Annotated in this window: 15 protein-coding genes and 1 other annotated feature; of the genes, 3 read left to right on the plus strand and 12 right to left on the minus strand. The window is 55.8% G+C overall.

Translation table 11 applies throughout. From position 1 onward, the window contains the following. Nucleotides 1-176 precede the first annotated feature (176 nt). The 9 genes from pheT to DWV57_RS06000 form a co-directional block, all read right to left on the minus strand. On the minus strand, nucleotides 177-2,588 hold the full coding sequence (gene pheT, locus DWV57_RS05960; protein WP_120020256.1) for a phenylalanine--tRNA ligase subunit beta: 2,412 nt from the start codon (nucleotides 2,586-2,588) through the stop codon (nucleotides 177-179). An 18-nt stretch (nucleotides 2,589-2,606) separates the two neighbouring features. Then, nucleotides 2,607-3,629: a phenylalanine--tRNA ligase subunit alpha gene (pheS, locus tag DWV57_RS05965; protein WP_005945958.1), complete on the minus strand. Its 1,023-nt coding sequence runs from the start codon at nucleotides 3,627-3,629 to the stop codon at nucleotides 2,607-2,609. Nucleotides 3,630-3,708: 79 nt separating this feature from the next. Beyond that, nucleotides 3,709-3,947 (minus strand) — a binding site (T-box leader). Between the two features lie 122 nt (nucleotides 3,948-4,069). Next, nucleotides 4,070-5,755, minus strand: a complete 1,686-nt coding sequence (locus DWV57_RS05970; RefSeq protein ID WP_120020257.1) for a glucosyltransferase domain-containing protein — start codon at nucleotides 5,753-5,755, stop codon at nucleotides 4,070-4,072. A 31-nt stretch (nucleotides 5,756-5,786) separates the two neighbouring features. Then, on the minus strand, nucleotides 5,787-7,415 hold the full coding sequence (locus tag DWV57_RS05975) for a glucosyltransferase domain-containing protein (RefSeq protein ID WP_120020258.1): 1,629 nt from the start codon (nucleotides 7,413-7,415) through the stop codon (nucleotides 5,787-5,789). Between the two features lie 120 nt (nucleotides 7,416-7,535). Beyond that, complete coding sequence (locus DWV57_RS05980; protein ID WP_120020259.1) at nucleotides 7,536-8,717, minus strand: MBL fold metallo-hydrolase; 1,182 nt, start codon at nucleotides 8,715-8,717, stop codon at nucleotides 7,536-7,538. Nucleotides 8,718-8,816: 99 nt separating this feature from the next. Next, nucleotides 8,817-10,151 (minus strand): DNA recombination protein RmuC, encoded by a 1,335-nt coding sequence (gene rmuC / locus DWV57_RS05985; protein ID WP_120020260.1) that lies wholly within the window; start codon nucleotides 10,149-10,151, stop codon nucleotides 8,817-8,819. 62 nt (nucleotides 10,152-10,213) lie between these two features. After that, a complete protein-coding gene (locus DWV57_RS05990; RefSeq protein WP_243112309.1) occupies nucleotides 10,214-11,284 on the minus strand; it encodes an alpha/beta hydrolase in 1,071 nt (356 codons plus the stop codon). Nucleotides 11,285-11,299: 15 nt separating this feature from the next. Further along, nucleotides 11,300-12,376, minus strand: coding sequence for an alpha/beta hydrolase (locus tag DWV57_RS05995; RefSeq protein WP_243112310.1), 1,077 nt, complete (start codon nucleotides 12,374-12,376; stop codon nucleotides 11,300-11,302). A 21-nt stretch (nucleotides 12,377-12,397) separates the two neighbouring features. After that, on the minus strand, nucleotides 12,398-13,465 hold the full coding sequence (locus DWV57_RS06000; protein ID WP_243112311.1) for an alpha/beta hydrolase: 1,068 nt from the start codon (nucleotides 13,463-13,465) through the stop codon (nucleotides 12,398-12,400). A gap of 205 nt (nucleotides 13,466-13,670) precedes the next feature. Here DWV57_RS06000 and DWV57_RS06005 point away from each other — a divergent pair, with 205 nt between their 5' ends. After that, a complete protein-coding gene (locus DWV57_RS06005; protein ID WP_005945939.1) occupies nucleotides 13,671-14,189 on the plus strand; it encodes a GNAT family N-acetyltransferase in 519 nt (172 codons plus the stop codon). 79 nt (nucleotides 14,190-14,268) lie between these two features. On the opposite strand, the gene DWV57_RS06010 is transcribed toward DWV57_RS06005, so the two are convergent. From DWV57_RS06010 to DWV57_RS06020, 3 genes are all read right to left on the minus strand, one after another. Next, the gene (locus tag DWV57_RS06010; protein ID WP_044954220.1) at nucleotides 14,269-14,799 is read right to left on the minus strand and encodes an HD domain-containing protein; all 531 of its coding nucleotides are present in this window, start codon (nucleotides 14,797-14,799) and stop codon (nucleotides 14,269-14,271) included. A 35-nt stretch (nucleotides 14,800-14,834) separates the two neighbouring features. After that, on the minus strand, nucleotides 14,835-15,275 hold the full coding sequence (locus DWV57_RS06015; RefSeq protein ID WP_005945935.1) for a hypothetical protein: 441 nt from the start codon (nucleotides 15,273-15,275) through the stop codon (nucleotides 14,835-14,837). Nucleotides 15,276-15,389: 114 nt separating this feature from the next. Continuing rightward, nucleotides 15,390-16,169 (minus strand): alpha/beta hydrolase, encoded by a 780-nt coding sequence (locus DWV57_RS06020; RefSeq protein WP_120020261.1) that lies wholly within the window; start codon nucleotides 16,167-16,169, stop codon nucleotides 15,390-15,392. A 202-nt stretch (nucleotides 16,170-16,371) separates the two neighbouring features. Between DWV57_RS06020 and htpG the strand changes: the two genes are divergently transcribed. Together htpG and DWV57_RS06030 are read left to right on the plus strand one after the other, a co-directional pair. Continuing rightward, entirely contained in the window at nucleotides 16,372-18,300 is a 1,929-nt protein-coding gene (gene htpG / locus DWV57_RS06025) for a molecular chaperone HtpG (protein WP_097777638.1), read from the plus strand. 158 nt (nucleotides 18,301-18,458) lie between these two features. After that, on the plus strand, nucleotides 18,459-19,568 hold the full coding sequence (locus tag DWV57_RS06030; protein WP_120020262.1) for a 5-bromo-4-chloroindolyl phosphate hydrolysis family protein: 1,110 nt from the start codon (nucleotides 18,459-18,461) through the stop codon (nucleotides 19,566-19,568). Nucleotides 19,569-19,601 lie beyond the last annotated feature (33 nt).

A 19,601-nucleotide genomic window follows, 5' to 3' on the forward strand; every position in this document is an offset into this window, starting at 1 on the left:
TCAAGTATAATACCACACCTCCCGCTCTCTGTCAACACTTTTTGACAGATTTTTTCATCTTTTTTCTTGCGCTGCTGAAAAACGTTCATTTTCTTGTATTCAACGTTCTCTTTTTACGCAAAAAAGCCGCCTGCACATTCCTGCACAGACGGCCTTATATTACTTCTATAATAGAGTTAGCGGATCTCGATGCCCAGCTTGAACTTCAGGTTGCCGAGGATCTTCTTGACCACGCGCTCTACTTCTTCCGCAGAGACTTCCTTCTTCGGGTCGGACAGAGACAGGGTGAATGCCATGCTCTTTTTGCCCTCGCCGAGATTTGCGCCGCGGTAGATATCGAACAGCTTGATCTCACCCACCAGAGGGCTGGCCTTCTTGATGGTCTCCTCGATCTCGCCGCAGGTGGTCTTTTCGTCGCAGACCAATGCCAGATCACGCTTGACAGCAGCGTAGGGACTGAGCGGCTGATAGCGCAGCTCACCGTCCACGCAGGACATCAGAGCCTCGTAGTCCAGTTCACCCAGATAGATATTCTGGTTGTCCTTCTGATCCTTTGCAATTTCCAGCTCGCCGTTGATCTCGTTGGACAGCTTGCCGAACACGCCCAGACGCTTGTCGCCACAGTAAACAGCGGCGCTGATGCCGGGGTGCAGCCACGGGGTTGTCTCGCGCTTATAATCAAAGCTCAGGCCAAAGCCGGCTGCCAGTGCTTCCAGTGCACCCTTGACGGTGAAGAAATCTTCTTCAGGGCCGAATGCGCCGATGCACAGGGTCTGACGCTCGTGCGGATGCTCATTGATGGGCAGTTCCTTGGCAAGATACACCGGTGCCATCTCGAACAGACGGCCTTCCGTGTTGCCCTTCTTGAGATTGTCCACAATGACGTTCAGCATGGAGGGAGCCAGCAGGGTGCGCATAATGGACAGATTCTCACTGATGGGGTTCAGGATGTGGATGGCCTTGCGGGCAGCATCGTCCGCCGGGATGTGCAGCATATCCAGTTCTGCGTTGGAGTAGAAGGCCAGCGTGGAGGCCTCATAGAAGCCCTGTGCGGCCAGCAGACGCTTGGTCTTGAGCTGCTGCTTCTGGTCATAGTTCAGACCACCGTTTGTAACGGAGGCGGTGTTCAGGAAGGTGGGCACAATGTGGTCGTAGCCGTACTCACGGATGACCTCCTCGGCCAGATCCGGGAAGCTCTCCACGTCCTCGCGGTACAGGGGTGCGGACACGTCCCAGCTTCCATCGGCCTGTACATCCACCGTGAACTCCAGACGCTGCAGAATGTCGATCATGGTCTGATCCGGCACGGTGATGCCCAGCACGCCGCAGATCTTAGCCGGAGTGGTAACGATGTGCTTGCGCTCCATCGGGCGGCCATCGGTCAGGTCATATTCCAGCGTGGTGATGTCGCCGCAGTCCAGCTCCTGGATCAGGTGCAGGGCACGGGCAAGGCCCAGTTCGGGAGAGTGACGGTCCACGCCCTTCTCGTAGCGGGCAGAAGAGTCGCTGTTCTGGCCCAATGCGCGGCTGGTCTTACGCACGCAGTCACGGGCGAAGGTGGCGCACTCAAACAGCAGGCTGGTGGTGTTCTCGTCCATGCCGGAGTTTGCGCCGCCCATGATGCCGGCAAGTGCCACCGGCTTTTCGGCATCGCAGATGACCAGATTGTTGGGGTTCAGAGTGAACTCCTTCTCATCCAGCGTGACGATCTTTTCGCCCGCATGGGCGCGGCGCACATCGATGGTGCGGCCGGCGACCTTGTTCAGATCAAAGGCGTGCATGGGCTGACCCATTTCCAGCAGGGTGTGGTTGGTGATATCCACCACATTGCTGATGGAGCGCAGGCCGCACAGAGCCAGATGGCGCTTCATCCAGCGGGGAGACTCGCCCATGCGGATGTTGCGCACATAGTGTGCCATGTAGCGGGGGCACAGGTCCGGTGCCTCCACCTTGACGGTGATGGGCGCATCCGGCTCGCAGACGGTCTTGTAGTCCATGGCAGGCATGTGCAGGGGCTTGCCCAAAACGGCAGCCACCTCGCGGGCGATGCCCAGAACAGACTGGCAGTCCGGGCGGTTGGCGGTGATGGAGATATCAAAGATATAGTCGTCCAGACCCACCACGGGAGCAATGTCGGTGCCGGGGACAGAATCCTCGGGCAGGATGAGCAGGCCGTAGACCTCAGAGCCTGGGAACAGGTCGTCGTTCAGGCCCAGCTCTTCGCCGGAGCACAGCATACCGTTGGACTCCACGCCCTGCATCTTGCGGGCCTTGATCTTGATGCCGCCGGGCAGGGTGGAGCCATCCAGAGCAGCGGGCACGCAGTCGCCCAGCTTCATGTTGGCGGCACCGGTGCTGATGCGGATGTCGTGGCCGTAGTCGCCGCAGTCCACCACACACTTGGTCAGGTGGGTGCCCTCCTGCTTTTCCATCTCCACGATCTTGCCGACGACCACCTTGCTGATGCCGGCATCCAGCGGGATCAGCTCTTCGACCTCAAAGCCGCAGGAGAAGAGCTTTTCTTCCAGTTCCTGCGCAGTAACGTCGATATCTACAAATTCTTTTAACCAGCTGAAAGGTACTTTCATTGTCTCTTCTCTCCCCTCTTATTCGTGGAACTGCTTGAGGAACTGCAGGTTGTTCTCGAACATCAGGCCGATGTTGTTGATGCCATACTTCAGCATGGCGATACGCTCGATGCCGATGCCGAAGGCGAAGCCGGAATACTCGTCCGGGTCGATATTGCAGTTCTCCAGCACCTTGCGGTTGACGACACCGCCGCCCAGCACCTCGATCCAGCCGGTGTGCTTGCACAGCGGGCAGCCCTTGCCGTGGCACTCGAAGCAGCTCACGTCCACCTCCACGCTGGGCTCGGTGAACGGGAAGTAGGAGGGACGCAGGCGGGTGCGGGTGTCGGCACCGAACAGTTTCTGCACGAAGGTGTTCAGGGCACCCTGCAGGTCGCCCAGGGTGATGCCCTTGTCCACGACCAGACCTTCCATCTGGTGGAACATGGGGCTGTGGGTAGCGTCCGAGTCGGAGCGGAACACACGGCCGGGCATCAGGATCTTGATAGGCGGCTTCTGAACGTCCATGGTGCGGATCTGGCCGCCGGAAGTCTGGGTACGCAACAGGAACTCCTCCGACAGGTAGAAGGTGTCCTGCATGTCGCGTGCCGGGTGATCCTTGGGCACGTTCAGGCGGGTGAAGTTGTGGTCATCGTCCTCGATCTCCGGGAAGGTGCCCACCGAAAAGCCCATGCCGGAGAACACGTCGATGATCTGGTTGGTGATCAGGGTCAGCGGGTGCAGGCCGCCCACAGAGCGGGTCTTGGCGGGCAGGGTAATATCCACCGTCTCCGCAGCATTGCGGGCAGCAAGCTCTGCCTGCTTCACCTGTTCTGCAGCAGCGTCGTAATCTGCCTGAACCTTTGCCTTGAGTTCATTGATGATCTTGCCCATAGCGGGGCGCTCTTCCGGCGCAACGGTGCGCAGGTTCTTCATCAGGGCAGGGATCTTGCCGTTTTTGCTGAGGTACTCCTGCCAGAAGGAGGCCAGCGTTTCCTTGCCGGACACCTGACCAAGGCTTTCAGCGGCCTGTTTTGCCAGCTCGTCGATCATTGCTTGCATGGATGTTCTCTCCTTTATTCTTCGTGTTGATGAGCGGAGTGCAACAAAAAAGCTCCGTCCCCTGCCCGATTTCTCAGGCAAAAGGGACGAAGCTGTTGATTCTTAGCTCCGCGGTACCACCCGGTTTCCACCCGTGCACAGATGCCGGGCGGCTCTCAGAACGCCGTAACGGGGCGTGGCCGTTCTGTACTACTGCTGTTTCGCACAGACCGCTCAGGAGCGAACTTCAGCCAGCCCGCACACGGAAGCCCTTTCAGCCGGTGAAGCTTCTCTCTTTGCCGTGCGGTACAGACCTACTCTCTCCGTCGCTGCGTTTGGGAGTATTCAGGTTTTATAACCAAGAGCTATGTTACCACATTTCGGGACAGTTTGCAAGGGCTGTGCAGTCACTTTCCGCAAAAATCGCGTTCGGTGGAGGTTTTTTCACAAAGCCGCAGCCATTATGAATCGTTTATGTCATCCATTATGAGCTGAAACAATTCTCTCAGGTCGATCAGTGGCGCAAACTCTTTATCAACTTTGTAATCATCTGAAATTTTTACCACGACCACACCGTCGATCTGCTGGATATATCCTTCCTGCGGATAGACTGACATCTGTTCCAGCTCTGTTCTGCTGTACAGTTCTCCGTACTGTTCCACCGAGCAATGCTTGAGTTTTGCCGGAGTAATATCCCTGAAAACCGCTTTCCAAGACGCTCTGGCCGAGTAATCGTTCAGCCAGAAGCGGCCCATCTGCGCATACGGATTTGCATAGAGGTAATACTCCCTCTTCATAAAACTGGAGTTCGAGCTGGGTCTGCCCACAAACAGTACCGGCAGCTGCTCGTTATCGTCAAAATATCCGCTGCTCATCAGGTCGTCCGCGATGTGATCCGACATGCTCTTGAGTGTTTTCCTTCCCTCATACATAGCTTCCTGATCGATCACGGCAGAGCAGACATTGCCATAGACGACCAAAACCGCAAGTACTACAGCCCCTGTCCGGGCAGCACGTACATACTTTTTTACCATAGGCTGATTTGTGCGCGTCCCTTCAAGCAGCAGCAGACATACCGGCACGAACAGATTCAATCCTTCGCCCATCTGCAAAAGCCAGACCGCCTCGCTTGTGATCAGCATGATGGCATTGCACATGATGGGCAAAACGATCAGCGCTGCCACTCCCAGAAGGATATATTCCCAATTTTTCCGGTGAAGCATTTTTCTGAAGCGGTTCAGCAGTCCGATGCTCAGCGCCAGAAATACCAAAACGAAAAAGCCCACCGGCTGCAGAATGTTATGCCGATAGTAATTCTGAAAAAAGTAAGCTCCAAACAGTTGGTAGGTCTCTGCAATGGCATTGGGCAGATTTTTCAGTATAGAAAGTACCGAAACATCCGCTCCTCCATTATAACTTGCCATCTGCCATCCACATGCCCATACGATCAGCTTTGTGAGCAGGAAATACAAAACCATTCCTGCAGCTGCGCTGCAAAGACTTCTTCCAATGTGGGCATGGACCTTTTCTCTGTCCACATTGCGGAACAGAAGCAGCAGAAGATATGTCAGCAGGAGCAGACAAAAGTTATCAAGGCTCGTCTGATAGCACGCAAGGCTCATGACCAGAAGCAGTGCTCCCTGTACGACCGCTTTTCTAAAATCTGCGGCACGAACCACACGCTCTGCCGCCAGAACAGAAAACAAAAAAGAGCAGCCAAACACCGGCGACTGAAACCGATATGACAGCTGTATTCCAGTGACCGTGCTGGCCAGAACAGCCATACCCGCCAGATAGGTCACGACAGAATCCTTCTCTGTAAAAAACTTCCGAAGCAGGGTAACAGCCAGCGCCGATATGGAAAGCGTCAGCAATGAATTGAAAGGTTCCGTCTGGATGCCAAACCGCAGCGCATCGATCACCGGCCAGAGCCATCGGCCCGTGACTACCTGCCAATAGCCGCCGAAGAACCATGTATTGTTCCACAATCCGTCAAATGTATTGGTCAGCCGCTGGCTGATCAGCAGGAAAAACACTACCGCCGAAAACAGCAGCATCACCAGAAAATATCTTAGATCCGATATATCCAGCCCAAGGTCGTCCGGTTTCTGTACATCGATTTTTTCTTTCATCGTTATTTTCTCCATCTGTCCTGTTTTGTGTTCTCAGGCTCATTTGTTATTCATCAATCAGATAATCCTCTGAAATTTTGATCACATATACGCCGTCCATTTCCTGCATGGAGCCTTTCTCAGGGAATGTCGGCATCCGTTTGATTTCTTCTGTCCGGATCAGTTCGTCATATACCTCATCACTGCACAGCTCCAACTGCATCGGTGTGAGGTCACGAAACACCGCATTCCATGAATAGCGCATTGTGGCGGCATTTTCTTTTTCGAAAAGGCCCACCTGTGCGTAGTCGTTCGCATCCCAATAGATGACGTGTGTCCGGAACAGCGGGCTTGCACTGGGGCGGCCTACCAGCATCACTGGCAGTTTTTCCGGCAAATCATAATAGCCCTCTGCCACCAGCTCACCGGCCACAAGGTCCGCGATTTGTTTTGTTGCCTTGCGTCCCTCATACATCGCCTGCTGATCGATAGCCGACATAAAGACACTGCCATAAAGAATGCCTGCCGCAGCCAGCAGAAGCGCAGCCTTTTCCACCTTGCCAGCTTTGTTTTTGCCTGAGGTTTCTGTGTTAGATGCAGGCTGGGCAGCATCTAACAGCCAGAAGCACACCGGGAAGAACAGCGCAGTTCCTCCGGCCATTGGGATATAAAACGTCGCCTGTGATGCTGCCAGCAGAAAGATCACGCTGGCAAGCGGCATCACCAGCACCGCAGCCACTGCGTAAAACGCCGTTTCTGCATCCTTTCTGCGCAGAACAACTGCCAACCGACGTACAAGCGCTGCACCCACGACAAGGAACGCCAGCGCATACAGTACCCCGAAGCTTTGCAGCACATTATGGCGTACTGTATCACCAAAGAAGTAGTCCCAGAATTGGGCATAGCATTTTACAATACTCTGCGGCAGGCTTTTTAGCATATTCAGCGGCGAGGTAGAAGCTCCGCCTTGATAATTCGTCATTGCAACACCTGAAATCTTCAGAATAATCTGCAATGTTCCCCAGTACAGCGCCGCGCCGCACACTGCACTGCCCAGACATTTTGTGATATAGTACCGGAGCTTTATCCCTTCTTCACCTCGGAACAACAGCACCAGAAACCACGCCAGCAGCACCATGCAGAAGCAAGCAAGGTCTGTCTGATAGAGTCCAAGACTCAACGCAAGTAAAAATGCTCCCTGCGCAACGCCTGCCGCAATGCTGCGGCTTCTGATCACACAGACCGCTGCCAGCACCGACAAATAAAATGCCAAACCAAACTCGACCGATTGATGTGCAAACGAGAGGTAACACCCGATCACGGTATTAGCCAAATAGCATAATCCTGCGAGCCAGTCAAGGCAAGATGTCCTCCTTTCGTGCACAGTTTTAAAGGTCATATGAAGTTTTGTAACGCCAAGAGAAACCAGCACCAAGCACACCACCGCATTGATGGGTTCTAGCTGCAGACTGAAACGCAGAAAACTGGTCACCAGCCAGAACCATCGCCCATTGGAAAGCTCCCATGCTCCCGCCATGTACTCAGCCGTTGTCCACAGACCATCCACTGTGTTCGTCAGCTTCAAACTGATCAGCGGAAAATAGACCATCACCGCAAAGCCCAGCATCACACAGAAATATTTCTTATCCAACTCCCGCAGCCAGTGTCTGATATCTGCTTTTATTTTTACAGACATGATATTCCTCCATCCATAAACTTCTGCTTTTCAGTATATCAAACTCTTCCACATGGTTCAATAAAAAAATCCCCTGCCGGGCAGTCGGCAGAGGATCTTGCGTATTTTTTCCAGAGTGCTTTATTTTGCCACGATTTCTGCAGCCAGTGCATCCATCTGCGCTTCGGCAGCAGCATTGGCAGCACTGCGGATGGTGACCACATTCTCGCAGACCGTGATGTTCTTCATGCCTTCCAGCTCGGCGCGCATGAACTTTGCGGCCATGGGTGCCCATGTGCCATTCTCCATCAGACCCACCGTGCGGTTCTGGAAGTTCTTGGTCTTGAGGTGGGTCAGCAGATTTTCCATCGGCGGGAAGAGGAAGCCGTCGTAGGTGGCGCAGGCCAGCACGATCTTTCCGCAGCGGAAGGCTTCGGTGACGGCATAGGACACATCCGTGCGGGTCAGGTCCACCTCCACGACCTTTGCGCCCTTTGCTCGCAGCTTTTCGGCCATGAGGTGCGCTGCTGCACGGGTGTGGCCGTGGATGGAAGCACTTGCCACAAGGATCTTTTCCGGCTCCTCGGGCTTGTAGCTGGACCAGATGTCGTAGTAGTTCAGGTACTTGCCCAGATCTCCGGTCAGCACCGGGCCGTGCAGCGGGCAAATGGTCTGGATGTCCAGAGCCGCGGCCTTTTTCAGCAGCGCCTGCACCTGCGGGCCGTACTTGCCTACGATGTTCAGGTAGTAGCGGCGGGCTTCGCTGGCCCAGTCGGCCTTTTCGTCAAACTTTGCCACGGCGCCAAAGCGACCGAAGCCATCCGCGGAGAACAGCACCTTCTCGCTGCTCTCATAGCTGACCATGACCTCCGGCCAGTGCACCATGGGTGCAAACACAAAGGTAAGGGTGTGGGTACCAAGGCACAGGCTCTCGCCGTCCTTCACCACTACACGGCGCTCCTTGGCAATGGCATCAGCGCCAAAGAACTGCTCCATATACAAAAAGGTCTTGGCGTTGCCCACCACCTGCATCTCAGGGTAGAGTGCCGCCAGCTTTGCAATGTTGGCACCGTGGTCCGGCTCCATGTGGGAGACTACCAGATAATCCGGCTTACGGCCTGCCAGAGCTTCGGACAGGTTTTCCAGCCACGGCTCGGTAGCGCGGGCATCCACCGTATCCAGAACGGCGGTCTTTTCGTCCAGAATGACATAGGAATTATAGCTCACGCCGGTGGGCACCGGATACTGGCTCTCGAACAGGTCAATGGTGGTATCATCCACGCCCACACCCAAAATGGCTTCACTGATCTTCTTCATGCTCATAGCTTTCCGTCTCCTTTTTATGATATGCCGCAGAACGCAGCAATTATTTCTAAGAATATTTCCTATTATAGCACATTGTTAGAAATTTCGCAAGAGATATTATTCTTCTCCATTTTCCGGCAGCTTTGCCGCTACCGGCCTGCCCGGCTCAGCATCCAGTTCCAGCAGAGCGGCAGCAGCGCTTTCGTCCATGGTCTGCACAGCGCGCAGCTTGCGGCTGATGGCACGGCTGCGCACGCCAATGAGATTATCCAGCTCTTCGTCGGTCTGGCGCAGACGCTGCTGCATCTTGGAAAGCCCCTGCCCGAACTTGTCAAATTCGGTCTTCACCGCACCCAGCAGCTGCCACACCTCACCGGAGCGCTTCTGGATGGCAAGGGTCTTGAAACCCATCTGCAGGCTGTTGAGCAGCGCTGCCATGGTGCTGGGGCCTGCAATGTTCACCTGATAGTCCCGCTGCAGCACTTCCAGCAGGCCCGCGTTCACCACCTCGGCATACAAACCCTCGAAGGGCAGGAACAGGATGCCGAAGGCCGTGGTGTAGGGCGGCTCCACATATTTTTCCCGGATGTCCTTGGCCTCGGCCCGCAGCACCAGTTCCAGTGCGTGGCGGGCGTTCTCCACGGCCTGTGCGTCGCCGGATGCCTGTGCATCCTGTAAATGGGCATAGGTGTCGCCGGGGAACTTGGAGTCGATGGGCAGCCACACCGTGCCGCCGTCCGCGCCGGGCATCCGGATGGCGTACTCCACCCGCTGGGTGCTGCCCGGAATGGTGGCCACGTTGGTGTCGTACTGTTCCGGGGCAAGGATCTCTTCCAGAATGGCTCCCAGCTGGATCTCGCCCAGAATGCCGCGGGTCTTCACACCGGAAAGCACCTGTTTCAGCCCGCCCACATCAGCGGCAAGGTTCTGCATTTCGCCAAGACCCTTGTACACCTGTTCCAGCTGGTCGTTCACCGCCTTGAAGCTCTCAGTCACCCGCTTTTGCAGGGCATCCTGCAGCTGCTCGTCCACAGTATGGCGGATCTCGTCCAGCTTCTGGGCGTTCTGGGCCTGCAGGGCAGTCATGCCCTCGGCAAGGGTGCGGCGCATCTCTTCCAGCTTGCGGGCGTTGGAGGCTTCCAGCCCCTGCAGGCGCTGCTCCATGGTCTGCTGCTGGGTGCCCTGCCCTGCGGCAAGGGCGGTGCTCATACTCTGCACCGAAGCCTGCAGTGTTTCACTGATGTGGCCCATAGCGGCAAGGTTCTGCTGCGCCATCTCTGCCAGCTTCGCGTCCATCTGGCGGTTCTGCGCTTCCAGCTGCTGACGCAGCCATTCCTTCCGTTCTGCATCGTCCCGGTTTGCGGCAGGCTTTGCCGAGCGGTACAGCAGCAGGGCCATCATCAGGCAGATGGCCACCAGAAGCACCGTGTAAAGAAACGCTAAAAATTCCATAATGCCTCCTATTGCAAAATCCGGGCTGTGCAGCTGCAAAGCCCGGATCTGCGTACTTTATATTATTTTGTCTGCTCTTCCCAGAAGGCAGCGGCTTCATCCAGCCATCCATCCGCAGCCGTGCCGCGGCCAAGGCTGATGCCATGGGCTGCGTGGTCATATACCACTTCTTTGTAAGGTACGCCATGCGCGGCCAGTGCCTTGCTGAGGGCTGGCCCCTGCAGCGGCCAGCACAGCAGGTTCAAGGTCAGGTCATCCCTGCCATACCAGAAGTACACCGGCGGATAGTCCTCTGTGATCAGGTCGGCAAGGCTGTATTCATAGTAGAACCGGCCGCACACAAAGGGGTCGGTGCCCACACGGTAGATCGGTGTGATCTCGGCAAACTGCACGATGGGATACGCCAGGATCACTGCGCCGGGCTTGGGCAGGCCATAGTTTTTATAGCCCAGAGCGTCCGATGCAAACAGGCCCGCCAGATGTCCGCCGGAAGAATAGCCGATCAGGGCGTAGCTTTCCGTCTGCACGCCGAACTGCTGTGCGTGGCCGGTGATGTACTTCACCGCCCGTGCAATGTCCTCCACGGGGCCGTTGTTGTCATTATCCGGGTAGGCGCGGTAGCGCATCACGAACACCGCATAGCCTTTCTGGTGCAGCTGGTAAGCTGTGGAGATGCACTCCTTTAACTCCGCCGTGCGGTTGAAGATGTTGCCGGAAAGCACCAGCGCATACTTTGCATCCGGCGTGCTGGCCGGGTAGTAATAGAACTCCACATTGTTGCGGGAGCTGTCCTCGGCGATCTCCTGCTCCGAGTAGAGCTTATAGGCGATCTGCACGCCCGCATTGTAATTGCGGATGAGCAGGTTCAGACCATCGGCACAATCCTGTGCCACATAGCTGCTCACATATTTTTCCAGCGTCTGGTCATTGCACCAGTCCTCGGTGCCGGGCAGGTTCTGCTCCTTGGAATAGGTCCAAACGCCTGCGCCAAGGATGCTGGGGTTCGAGCGGATCTCGCCCATGGTGGTCTGCGGCGTGATATCCGGCTCACCATACTCTGCTGCAAATGCGGGCAGCGCCATCATCAGCAGCAGACAGATACAGGCTGCTGCGGTGCACATCCTGTGTTTCAACTCAACATCTCCTTTTCAGCCGACCTGTTCCTCCCAGAAGGCAACTGCTTCATTCAGCCAGCCCTCTGCATCGGTGTCCTTGCCTGCGGCCACTGCATGGGGAGCATCATCATACACATGGTAGATATGCGTCACATGGTTGCGGGCCAGTGCCTTTTCCAGCACAGGCCCCTGCGCCGACCAGCACATGGTCATAAGGGTCATGTCGTTTTTGCCGTACCAGTGATAGGTAGGCGGGTAATCCGGTGTGATGTAATCCGACAATGTCATTTTATAATACCGCTGCTTGCACACGCCGGGGTCCAGCAGGATATTATAGACCGGTTTGAACTCCAGAAAGGTGTTTACCGGGTAGCCCAGCAGCATGGCACCGGGCTTTGGCAGGCCGTAATTTTTGTAGCCCACCGCGTCGGTGCCGAACAGTCCGGCGATCTGCCCGCCTGAGGAATAGCTTACAATGGCATAATCCTCCGCCTGCACGCCAAACTGTCCTGCATGTTCCGTGATATATTGCACCGCGCGGACCACATCCTGCAGCGGCGCATTGTTGGAAGCCTTCATGCCGATGCGGTAGCGCAGCACGAACACCGGGTAGCCCATTTCGTGCAGGTTCCATGCAGTGGAAATGCCCTCGCGGATCTCCGCACTGACCACGATCGCATTACCGCCGATCACCAGCGCATATTTCTGGTTCGCCTGCGCCCCTTCTGCCGGCAGATAATACAGTTCCACACCGTCCCGGCTGGTATCCTGCGCGATCTCCTCCGCCGTATAAAGCGGGAAGGTCACCCGCTGCCCAGCGTTATAGGTGCGGATCAGATAGTTCAGTCCATCCGCCGCATCCTGTGCCGTCCAGTGATTGGAAAGGCGGCTCAGCGGCTGCGCGTCCCAGTACATCCGGTCCAGCACACGGTCCTGATCCAGCGAGTAGGTGTAGATGCCCGCACCCACAATGCCGGGGTTGGAGCGGATCTCTGCCATTTTGGTGTGCGGTGTGATGTTGGCCTGACCAAGCTCCTCCGCAAACGCCGGCTGTGCCAGCAGGATCATCAGGCCAATACCAAACATCACCGTGCTCAATCGTTTTCTCACAGCAATCCCCCGTTTATCTCTTTATTTGCACTGTTTTTCCCAGAATGCCGTTGCCTGCCGGATCCAGCCGTCCGCATCGGTGTGGTGGCCCGGGCCAATGGCGTGGGGTGCGTTCTCGTACACATGGCACTCATAAACAGCCCCGCTCTCCCGGAGCTTGCGCTCCAGCAGCGGCCCCTGCTGGGAGTAGCACATGCGCTGCATATAAAGATCATTTTTGCCGTAGAAGAAATAGGTAGGGGTAAAGTTTTCGTTCACCACATCCGAAATATCGGTCCAGTAGTAACGCCAGCCAAGCACCAGCGGGTCAATGGCCAGCTGATACAGCGGCTTCACCTCAAAGAAATCGTTGATGGGGTAACCCAGCAGCAGCGCTGCAGGCTGTGGGAGGCCAAATGCCTTATAGCCGAACTTTTCGTTGTCCGAGCCGATCAGGCCCACGATGTGTCCGCCGGAAGAAAAGCCCATCAGCGCATAGTTTTCGCGCTGAACGCCAAACTGATCTGCATTTTCGGTCAGGTACTTTACGGCGTTGGCAATATCGTACAGTGGCGCATTGTCGGATGCATTCAGGAAAGAGCGGTACCGCAGCACAAAGGCCGCATAGCCCAGCTCGTGCAGCTGGTTGGCAATGGAAGCACCCTCGTTCAGCTCTGCGGTGGTGTTGCCGCCGTTGCCGGGCACCACGATGGCGTACTTTGCGTTGGCTGTTTTAGCCGGGAAATAATACAGCTGCACCATGCCCAGAGAAGAATTTTCCGCAATTTCTTCCGGGGTATACACCTGCCATGTGATCTGTACGCCCCTGTTGTAGTTTTCGATCACAAGGTTCATGCCTTCGGCGGCATCCTCGGCAGCCGCGTAGCTTACATAGCCCTCAATGGGCGTATAATCGTACTGCGTGCTGCCCTCGATCCATTCGTTGCAGTAGGTATAGTAGCCGGAGCCTTTGATGCTGGGGTTCTCCCGCAGCTCTTTCATGGTCGTCTTTGTTGTGATGTTCGGCTCGCCGTACTCTGCAGCAAATGCCGAAAGCGATACGCACGCCAGCATTCCCAGCGCGCACACCACCGTTCTGATCCACTTCATTTTGGGACATCCTCCATTCTGCAGCGGCGTATCCTGCCGTGCTTTTCTTTGTTATGATTTATTGTATCACAAACCTTCCGCTTGTCAAAGAAATTTCTGTGCAGTACGGCGCTTGTACCGCACCGCAAATTCTGCTATACTGGAGCCGGATATTTTTGAGAGTTGAGGGCGCGGAAAGCTATGCACTTTCTGCCGGGATCGAAATATGAGCAAAATCGAGATCCGGCCCATGGAGCCGGAAGACTGGAGCGCTGTTTCCAGAATTTATTTGGAGGGCATTGCTACAGAACATGCCACTTTTCAGACCACCTGTCCGCCGTATTCTGCGTGGGATGCTTCCCACGCAAAAGAATGCCGACTGGTACTGCTGGCCGACGGCGTGATTGCCGGGTGGACGGCGTTGCGCCGGGTGGACCCGCGCTGGTGCTACCGCGGCGTTGCCGAGGTGAGTATTTACGTGGGTGAGCAGTTCCGGGGCCATGGCCTTGGCTATCACCTGCTGACCGAGCTATGCCATCAGGCAGAAAAGGCCGGCTACTGGACACTGCAGTCCACCGTGCTGCAGGACAACGCTGCCAGCCGCGCCCTGCACACAAAATGCGGCTTTCGCTTAGTGGGCCGCCGGGAACGCATTGCCCGCGACTGTCACGGCCGCTGGCTGGACACATTCTTAATGGAATACCGCGCTGCTGCCAATGAACCGGAAGGCTATAAAAAGCTGTAAGATACAAAAGAACTCCGCGCCCTGTGAGGTGCGGAGTTCTTTTTTGTCCATTGATAAAACGATAAAGGTAAAAACAGGCTTACCACTCTTCGCCGTCGATGTCCACGCTGCCGTCCACCACAGCACCGGCGCGGGAACGCTGGAACATGCTTTCTACCACAGCGCAGTACTTATCGGCCAGACAGACGATGACTGCTTCGCGGCAGGTGGGCACATGACGGAAGGTCAGCGGCCACATGTGGCTTGCAATGATGCTCTGTTCCTTTCTGGTAATGCTGAACACCCGCTTTGCATTGACGCAGGCATAACCCGGATGGGAGAAGCCGTGCATCTCAAACAGGCGGCGCAGGCCGTGAAAGGTACCGGTGGTGTGCCAGTCGTACAGATAAAAATCATGCAGCAGGGCACCCACTGCCAGCGAGGTCTCGTCAGCGTGCAGATGCAGACGGCGGTTGAGCCAAAAGCTCACCAGCGCCACATTCTTGCAATGCTGGTAGGTGGTGACAGAACCGTGCTGGATGTACTCCCGCATCCGCTGCACATCCGGGTGATGATCATATTTTTCTACGATGGCATAAAGCTGTTCGCGCTCGATCTCAGAAAGCTGCATGCTGCAAAATTTCCTTTCGCTTTAAGGTGATGTTTTCAGGAGCGGAGCTGGACCGGATTGGAATTACCGAAGTTCTCTGCACTGGAAGGGTTCTCCCGCTTGAGGGAAAAATCTACCAGATACTGCTTGCCGTCGCCCAGTTCTTCCAGCTGGGCCAGTTTTGCCTTTGCGGCGGCTTCGTCCGGGTACCACTGGATCAGGAAGAAATTTTCTTCCTCCACACCGTAGTACAGCCACTGGCCGTCGGCACGCAGCCAGTCGTCCAGATGATCCACCTCTTCGCCGTCCGGCAGGCCAAGGCCTTCTTCGGCATAAAGGTTTTCCGGTTCCACCTGCAGCATTTCGATCACCTGAATAGAGCTTTGCAGGTATTCGTCCTGCGAAACTGTCTTGTCCGAAAGCTCCCATCCGGTGAGAAAAGCCTGCATCATCAGGTCGCGCACAGAGATGCGCGGCAGAGTCGGGTCCATAACCATAGGTATTTCCTTCTTCCTTCAGTTTGTCCCTGCTGACCAGTATACGTCAAAGGCTTATGCAAGTCAACAGTTTAATTGTGAATTTTTTGTAGGTTCGTTCAAATATATCCAGACTTAACAGACGGAAAAGGCAAAAGTGTCTCCCAGCCATTCCACTGCCAGTTCCACCCAGTGATGCCGGTGGCGGCTGGGCTGGTCCACCTCTGCCGTGCTGATGCTGGTACCGTGCACCCCCTTTTCAAACAGATGCGCCTCGCAGGGCACACCCGCCCGGTGCAGAGCGTTCACCAGCATCAGGGTGTTCTCCACCGGAACGGCGGCATCCTCCATGGTGGTCCATACGAACACCGGCGGCATCTGCGGCGTGATCTTATCCTCCAGCCCGAACACCTGCTGTGCCGCCGGGTCAGTGCTGCCCGCCAGCTGCACAAAGCTGCCGCAGTGGGCATACTGCCCTGCCGTGACCACCGGATAGCCCAGAATGACCGCATTGGGCCGGGGCTGGGCCGCTCCGCCGGGAATGTCCAGCACAGCACCGGAAAGGGCCAGGTGGCCGCCCGCTGAAAAGCCGCACACGGCAATTTTTTCCGGCAGGATATGCCACTGGGCCGCGTGCTGCCGCACAAGACCGATAGCCTCGGCCAGCTGGCGCAGCGGCATGTAGTCCTTTGCCTTTTCGCAGATGGCGTAGTCCAGCACAGCGGTGTGGTACCCCGCCGCCGCAAACTGCAGCGCCACCGGGTCGCCCTCGCGGGCACTCACATGGGTATAGCCGCCGCCGGGCACCACCAGCACCAATGGCCGATCAATCACATTCGGCATCCGCTCACAGCAATCACGCAGATAAACGGTCAGCGTCCCACCGCCGGCCAGTTCCAGCTGTTTCAGCTGCATGATATTTCCTCCTTTTACAGCATCCTTTGCGGTTCATTATAGCACAAAACGAACCATTTTTTAAACTTTTTATGAAAGCTCTTGATTTTTGCTTTTTGTCGGTGTATATTAGCACTCGAAAGTTACGAGTGCTAAGCATTCAAAAGTAATATTCTCTTCCGAGTGCTTGGTATCGAATACAGATAAAAAGAGGTTTTGCATTATGGCTAAGAAAGAATTTCAGGCTGAAAGCAAAAAGCTGATGGATATGATGATCAACTCCATCTACACCAATAAGGAAATTTTCCTGCGCGAGCTGATCTCCAACGCATCGGATGCCATCGATAAGCTCTATTATAAGAGCCTGACCGATCCTTCTGTGGGCATGAACAAGGGCGATTTCCGCATCCTCATCACCCGCGATCAGGAGAACCGCATCCTGACCATTGAGGATAACGGCATCGGCATGACCAAAGAGGAACTTGAGCAGAATCTGGGCACCATTGCTCACTCCGGTTCTCTGGATTTCAAGAAGGATAACAAGGACGAGAACATCGATATCATCGGCCAGTTTGGTGTCGGCTTCTACTCTTCCTTCATGGTAGCCGATAAAGTCACCGTCATTTCCAAGGCTTATGGCTCGGATGAAGCATGGCAGTGGGAGTCCTCCGGTGTGGACGGCTACGAAATGACCCCCGCCCAGAAGGACACTGCAGGCACCCAGATCATCCTGCACATCAAGCCGGATACTGAGACGGACCACTACGACAACTTCCTCGATGAGTACGGCATCGTGGCCATCGTGAAGAAGTACAGCGACTATGTGCGCTATCCCATCCAGATGGAGCGCCAGCACGAGCGCCAGAAGCCGGAACCCGATCCCAAGCCGGAGGACTATAAGCCCGAGTGGGAGACTTACACCGAGCTGGAAACTCTGAACAGCATGGTGCCCATCTGGAAAAAGCAGAAGAGCGAAGTGACCGACGAGGAGTACGCGAACTTCTATAAGGAAAAGTTTGGCGATTATACCGACCCCGCCCGCGTCATCGTCAGCCGCACCGAGGGCACTGCAAATTATAATGCCCTGCTGTTCGTGCCCAGCCACCGTCCCTACGACTTCTACACCAAGGATTATGAAAAGGGTCTGGCCCTGTACGCATCCGGCGTGCTCATTATGGAGAAGTGCGCCGACCTGCTGCCCGATTACTTCAGCTTCGTCAAGGGCATTGTGGACAGTCAGGATCTGAGCCTGAACATCAGCCGCGAGATGCTGCAGAAGGACAACCAGCTCAAGCTGATCCACAACGCTCTGGAAAAGAAAATCAAGAACGAGCTGCACGCCATGCTGGCCAATGACCGCGAGAAGTACGAGGAATTCTGGAAAGAGTTCGGCCGTCAGATCAAGTTCGGTGCTTACTCCGACTACGGCATGCACGCCGAGCTGCTGCGCGACCTGCTGCTGTTCTGGTCTGCCAAGGAGCAGAAGATGGTCACTCTGCAGGAGTATGTGGACAAGATGCCCGCTGAGCAGAAGTATATCTACTTTGCTGCCGGTGATTCTACCGACCGTCTGGCAAAGCTGCCCGCCGCTGAGCTGGTCATGGATAAGGGCTATGACGTCCTGCTGCTGACCGAGGACGTGGATGAGTTCTGCCTGCAGATCCTGCGCACCTATCCCCGCAAGGATGCCGAAGGCAAGGACGGCACCGTGGAGTTCAAGAATGTCAACAGCGGTGATCTGGGCCTTGAGACCGAGGAAGAGAAGAAGGCCGCCGAGGACGCTACCGCTGAGAACAAGAACCTGTTCGATGCCATGAAGGACGCTCTGGACGGCAAGGTGAAAGAGGTCAAGGTCTCTACCCGCCTGAAGGATCACCCTGTGTGCCTGAGTGCTGACGGCCCGCTGTCCATTGAGATGGAAAAGGTGCTGTCCAAGCAGCCCGGCAGCGAAGGCGTAAAGAGCGATAAGGTTCTGGAACTGAATGTCAACCACCCCGTGTTTGCCGTGCTCAAGGCCGCACAGGAGGCCGGTGACACCGACAAGCTCAAGAAGTACAGTGCTCTGCTGTACGCACAGGCTCAGCTGATCGAAGGCCTGCCGGTGGATGATCCCGCCGCCTACGCCGAGGCCGTCTGCAGCCTGATGAAGTAACTTTTTCCGGCAGGCAGCATACTTACTCCCCTGCTGCTTCCACGCACATCAATATTTCCCCCTTAACAAAAAGGCCGTGCTCCGCTATAATAGAGTGGAACGCGGTCTTTTTCTGTTCTTTTGCCGGACAGTCAGGATAAATTGAGAGGTTTTTGCTCATGCAGCCCAAAAAACATTATTTTGCCCACATTCCCACCATTGCCATCTTTATTGTGTTTGCCATGTCGGCACCGCTGGGCGTGCTGCTGTTCATCTTAAAAAGCATCGATAAAAACGCCGAAAAAGAGGAAAAGGCTGCTGCACAGGCGCAGGCAGACTATCGTTCCGACCTCGGCCCCGCATCTGCGCAGACGGCCCCCCAGCAGGAAAACGAGCCAGCCTACGGCCACGATGTTCCCACCAAAGAGCAGAAGGACGCTCAAAACTGGCACAAGACCATTGCCGTGATCTGCACCATTCTGGGTGCTATCTTCCTGTTTACCGGTGCGGAGGAACTGATCGACTGCCTGTTCGACTTTCCGGACTTCGACGATCTGCTCCCTGCATTGGCCACGACCATTGGCGGAGCCGGCGCACTGTGGACCGGCCTGCGCATGGATCGTACCCGCAAGCTGGAACGCCTGTTGGACAAGATCGCAGGCGACCGCGACAATATTCCGCTGGACGAGCTGTTTGCTGCCGCGGGCATCGACGCTGCAAAGGGCCGCACCGTGGTGGAAAGTGCTATTTCCCACGGTTACTTCGGTGCAGATGCTTACATTGATAACCGCACCAATACTCTGGTAGTGCGCGGCGCGGCTCCCCAGCCGCCCCGGAAACCGAAGCCTGCGCCCGCCCCAGAACCTGCACCAGCGGACCAATATACCGCAATTCTGCAACAGCTGCGGCAGGTCAACGATGCCATCCCGGACCCCGTGATGACCACCAAGATCAGCCGTCTGGAAGCGGTCAGTGCCCGCATCTTTGAGCTGGCAAAGCAGGACCCCGGCAAAAAGGCTCAGCTGCAGAAATTCATGGACTACTATCTGCCCACCGCCCTCAAGCTGCTGAACACTTACGCCAGCCTTCCTGCGCAGGATGTGCAGGGGGAAAACATCGCCGATGCCAAAAAGAACATCGAGCGCAGCATGGACCTGATGGTGACCGCCTTTGAAAATCAGCTGGACAAGCTGTTCCAGTCCGACGCACTGGACGTTTCGGCAGATGTGGCCGCGCTGGAAGGGATGCTGAACATGGACGGCCTGACCGGAAACGAGTTTACAAAATAATATTTTCGGAAACAGGGAAAAGGCCCATGAGCT

It is taken from the genome of Faecalibacterium sp. AF10-46, assembly GCF_003604105.1.
GTDB classification, from domain to species: domain Bacteria; phylum Bacillota; class Clostridia; order Oscillospirales; family Ruminococcaceae; genus Faecalibacterium; species Faecalibacterium taiwanense.

Bases quoted from the DNA above. Each gene is read 5' to 3' on its own strand.
- pheT (WP_120020256.1), bottom strand. From the start codon at position 2,588: ATGAAAGTACCTTTCAGCTGGTTAAAAGAATTTGTAGATATCGACGTT.
- pheS (WP_005945958.1), bottom strand. From the start codon at position 3,629: ATGCAAGCAATGATCGACGAGCTGGCAAAACAGGCCGCTGAAAGCCTT.
- DWV57_RS05970 (WP_120020257.1), bottom strand. From the start codon at position 5,755: ATGGAGAAAATAACGATGAAAGAAAAAATCGATGTACAGAAACCGGAC.
- DWV57_RS05975 (WP_120020258.1), bottom strand. From the start codon at position 7,415: ATGTCTGTAAAAATAAAAGCAGATATCAGACACTGGCTGCGGGAGTTG.
- DWV57_RS05980 (WP_120020259.1), bottom strand. From the start codon at position 8,717: ATGAGCATGAAGAAGATCAGTGAAGCCATTTTGGGTGTGGGCGTGGAT.
- rmuC (WP_120020260.1), bottom strand. From the start codon at position 10,151: ATGGAATTTTTAGCGTTTCTTTACACGGTGCTTCTGGTGGCCATCTGC.
- DWV57_RS06000 (WP_243112311.1), bottom strand. From the start codon at position 13,465: ATGAAGTGGATCAGAACGGTGGTGTGCGCGCTGGGAATGCTGGCGTGC.
- DWV57_RS06005 (WP_005945939.1), top strand. From the start codon at position 13,671: ATGAGCAAAATCGAGATCCGGCCCATGGAGCCGGAAGACTGGAGCGCT.
- DWV57_RS06010 (WP_044954220.1), bottom strand. From the start codon at position 14,799: ATGCAGCTTTCTGAGATCGAGCGCGAACAGCTTTATGCCATCGTAGAA.
- DWV57_RS06015 (WP_005945935.1), bottom strand. From the start codon at position 15,275: ATGGTTATGGACCCGACTCTGCCGCGCATCTCTGTGCGCGACCTGATG.
- DWV57_RS06020 (WP_120020261.1), bottom strand. From the start codon at position 16,169: ATGCAGCTGAAACAGCTGGAACTGGCCGGCGGTGGGACGCTGACCGTT.
- htpG (WP_097777638.1), top strand. From the start codon at position 16,372: ATGGCTAAGAAAGAATTTCAGGCTGAAAGCAAAAAGCTGATGGATATG.
- DWV57_RS06030 (WP_120020262.1), top strand. From the start codon at position 18,459: ATGCAGCCCAAAAAACATTATTTTGCCCACATTCCCACCATTGCCATC.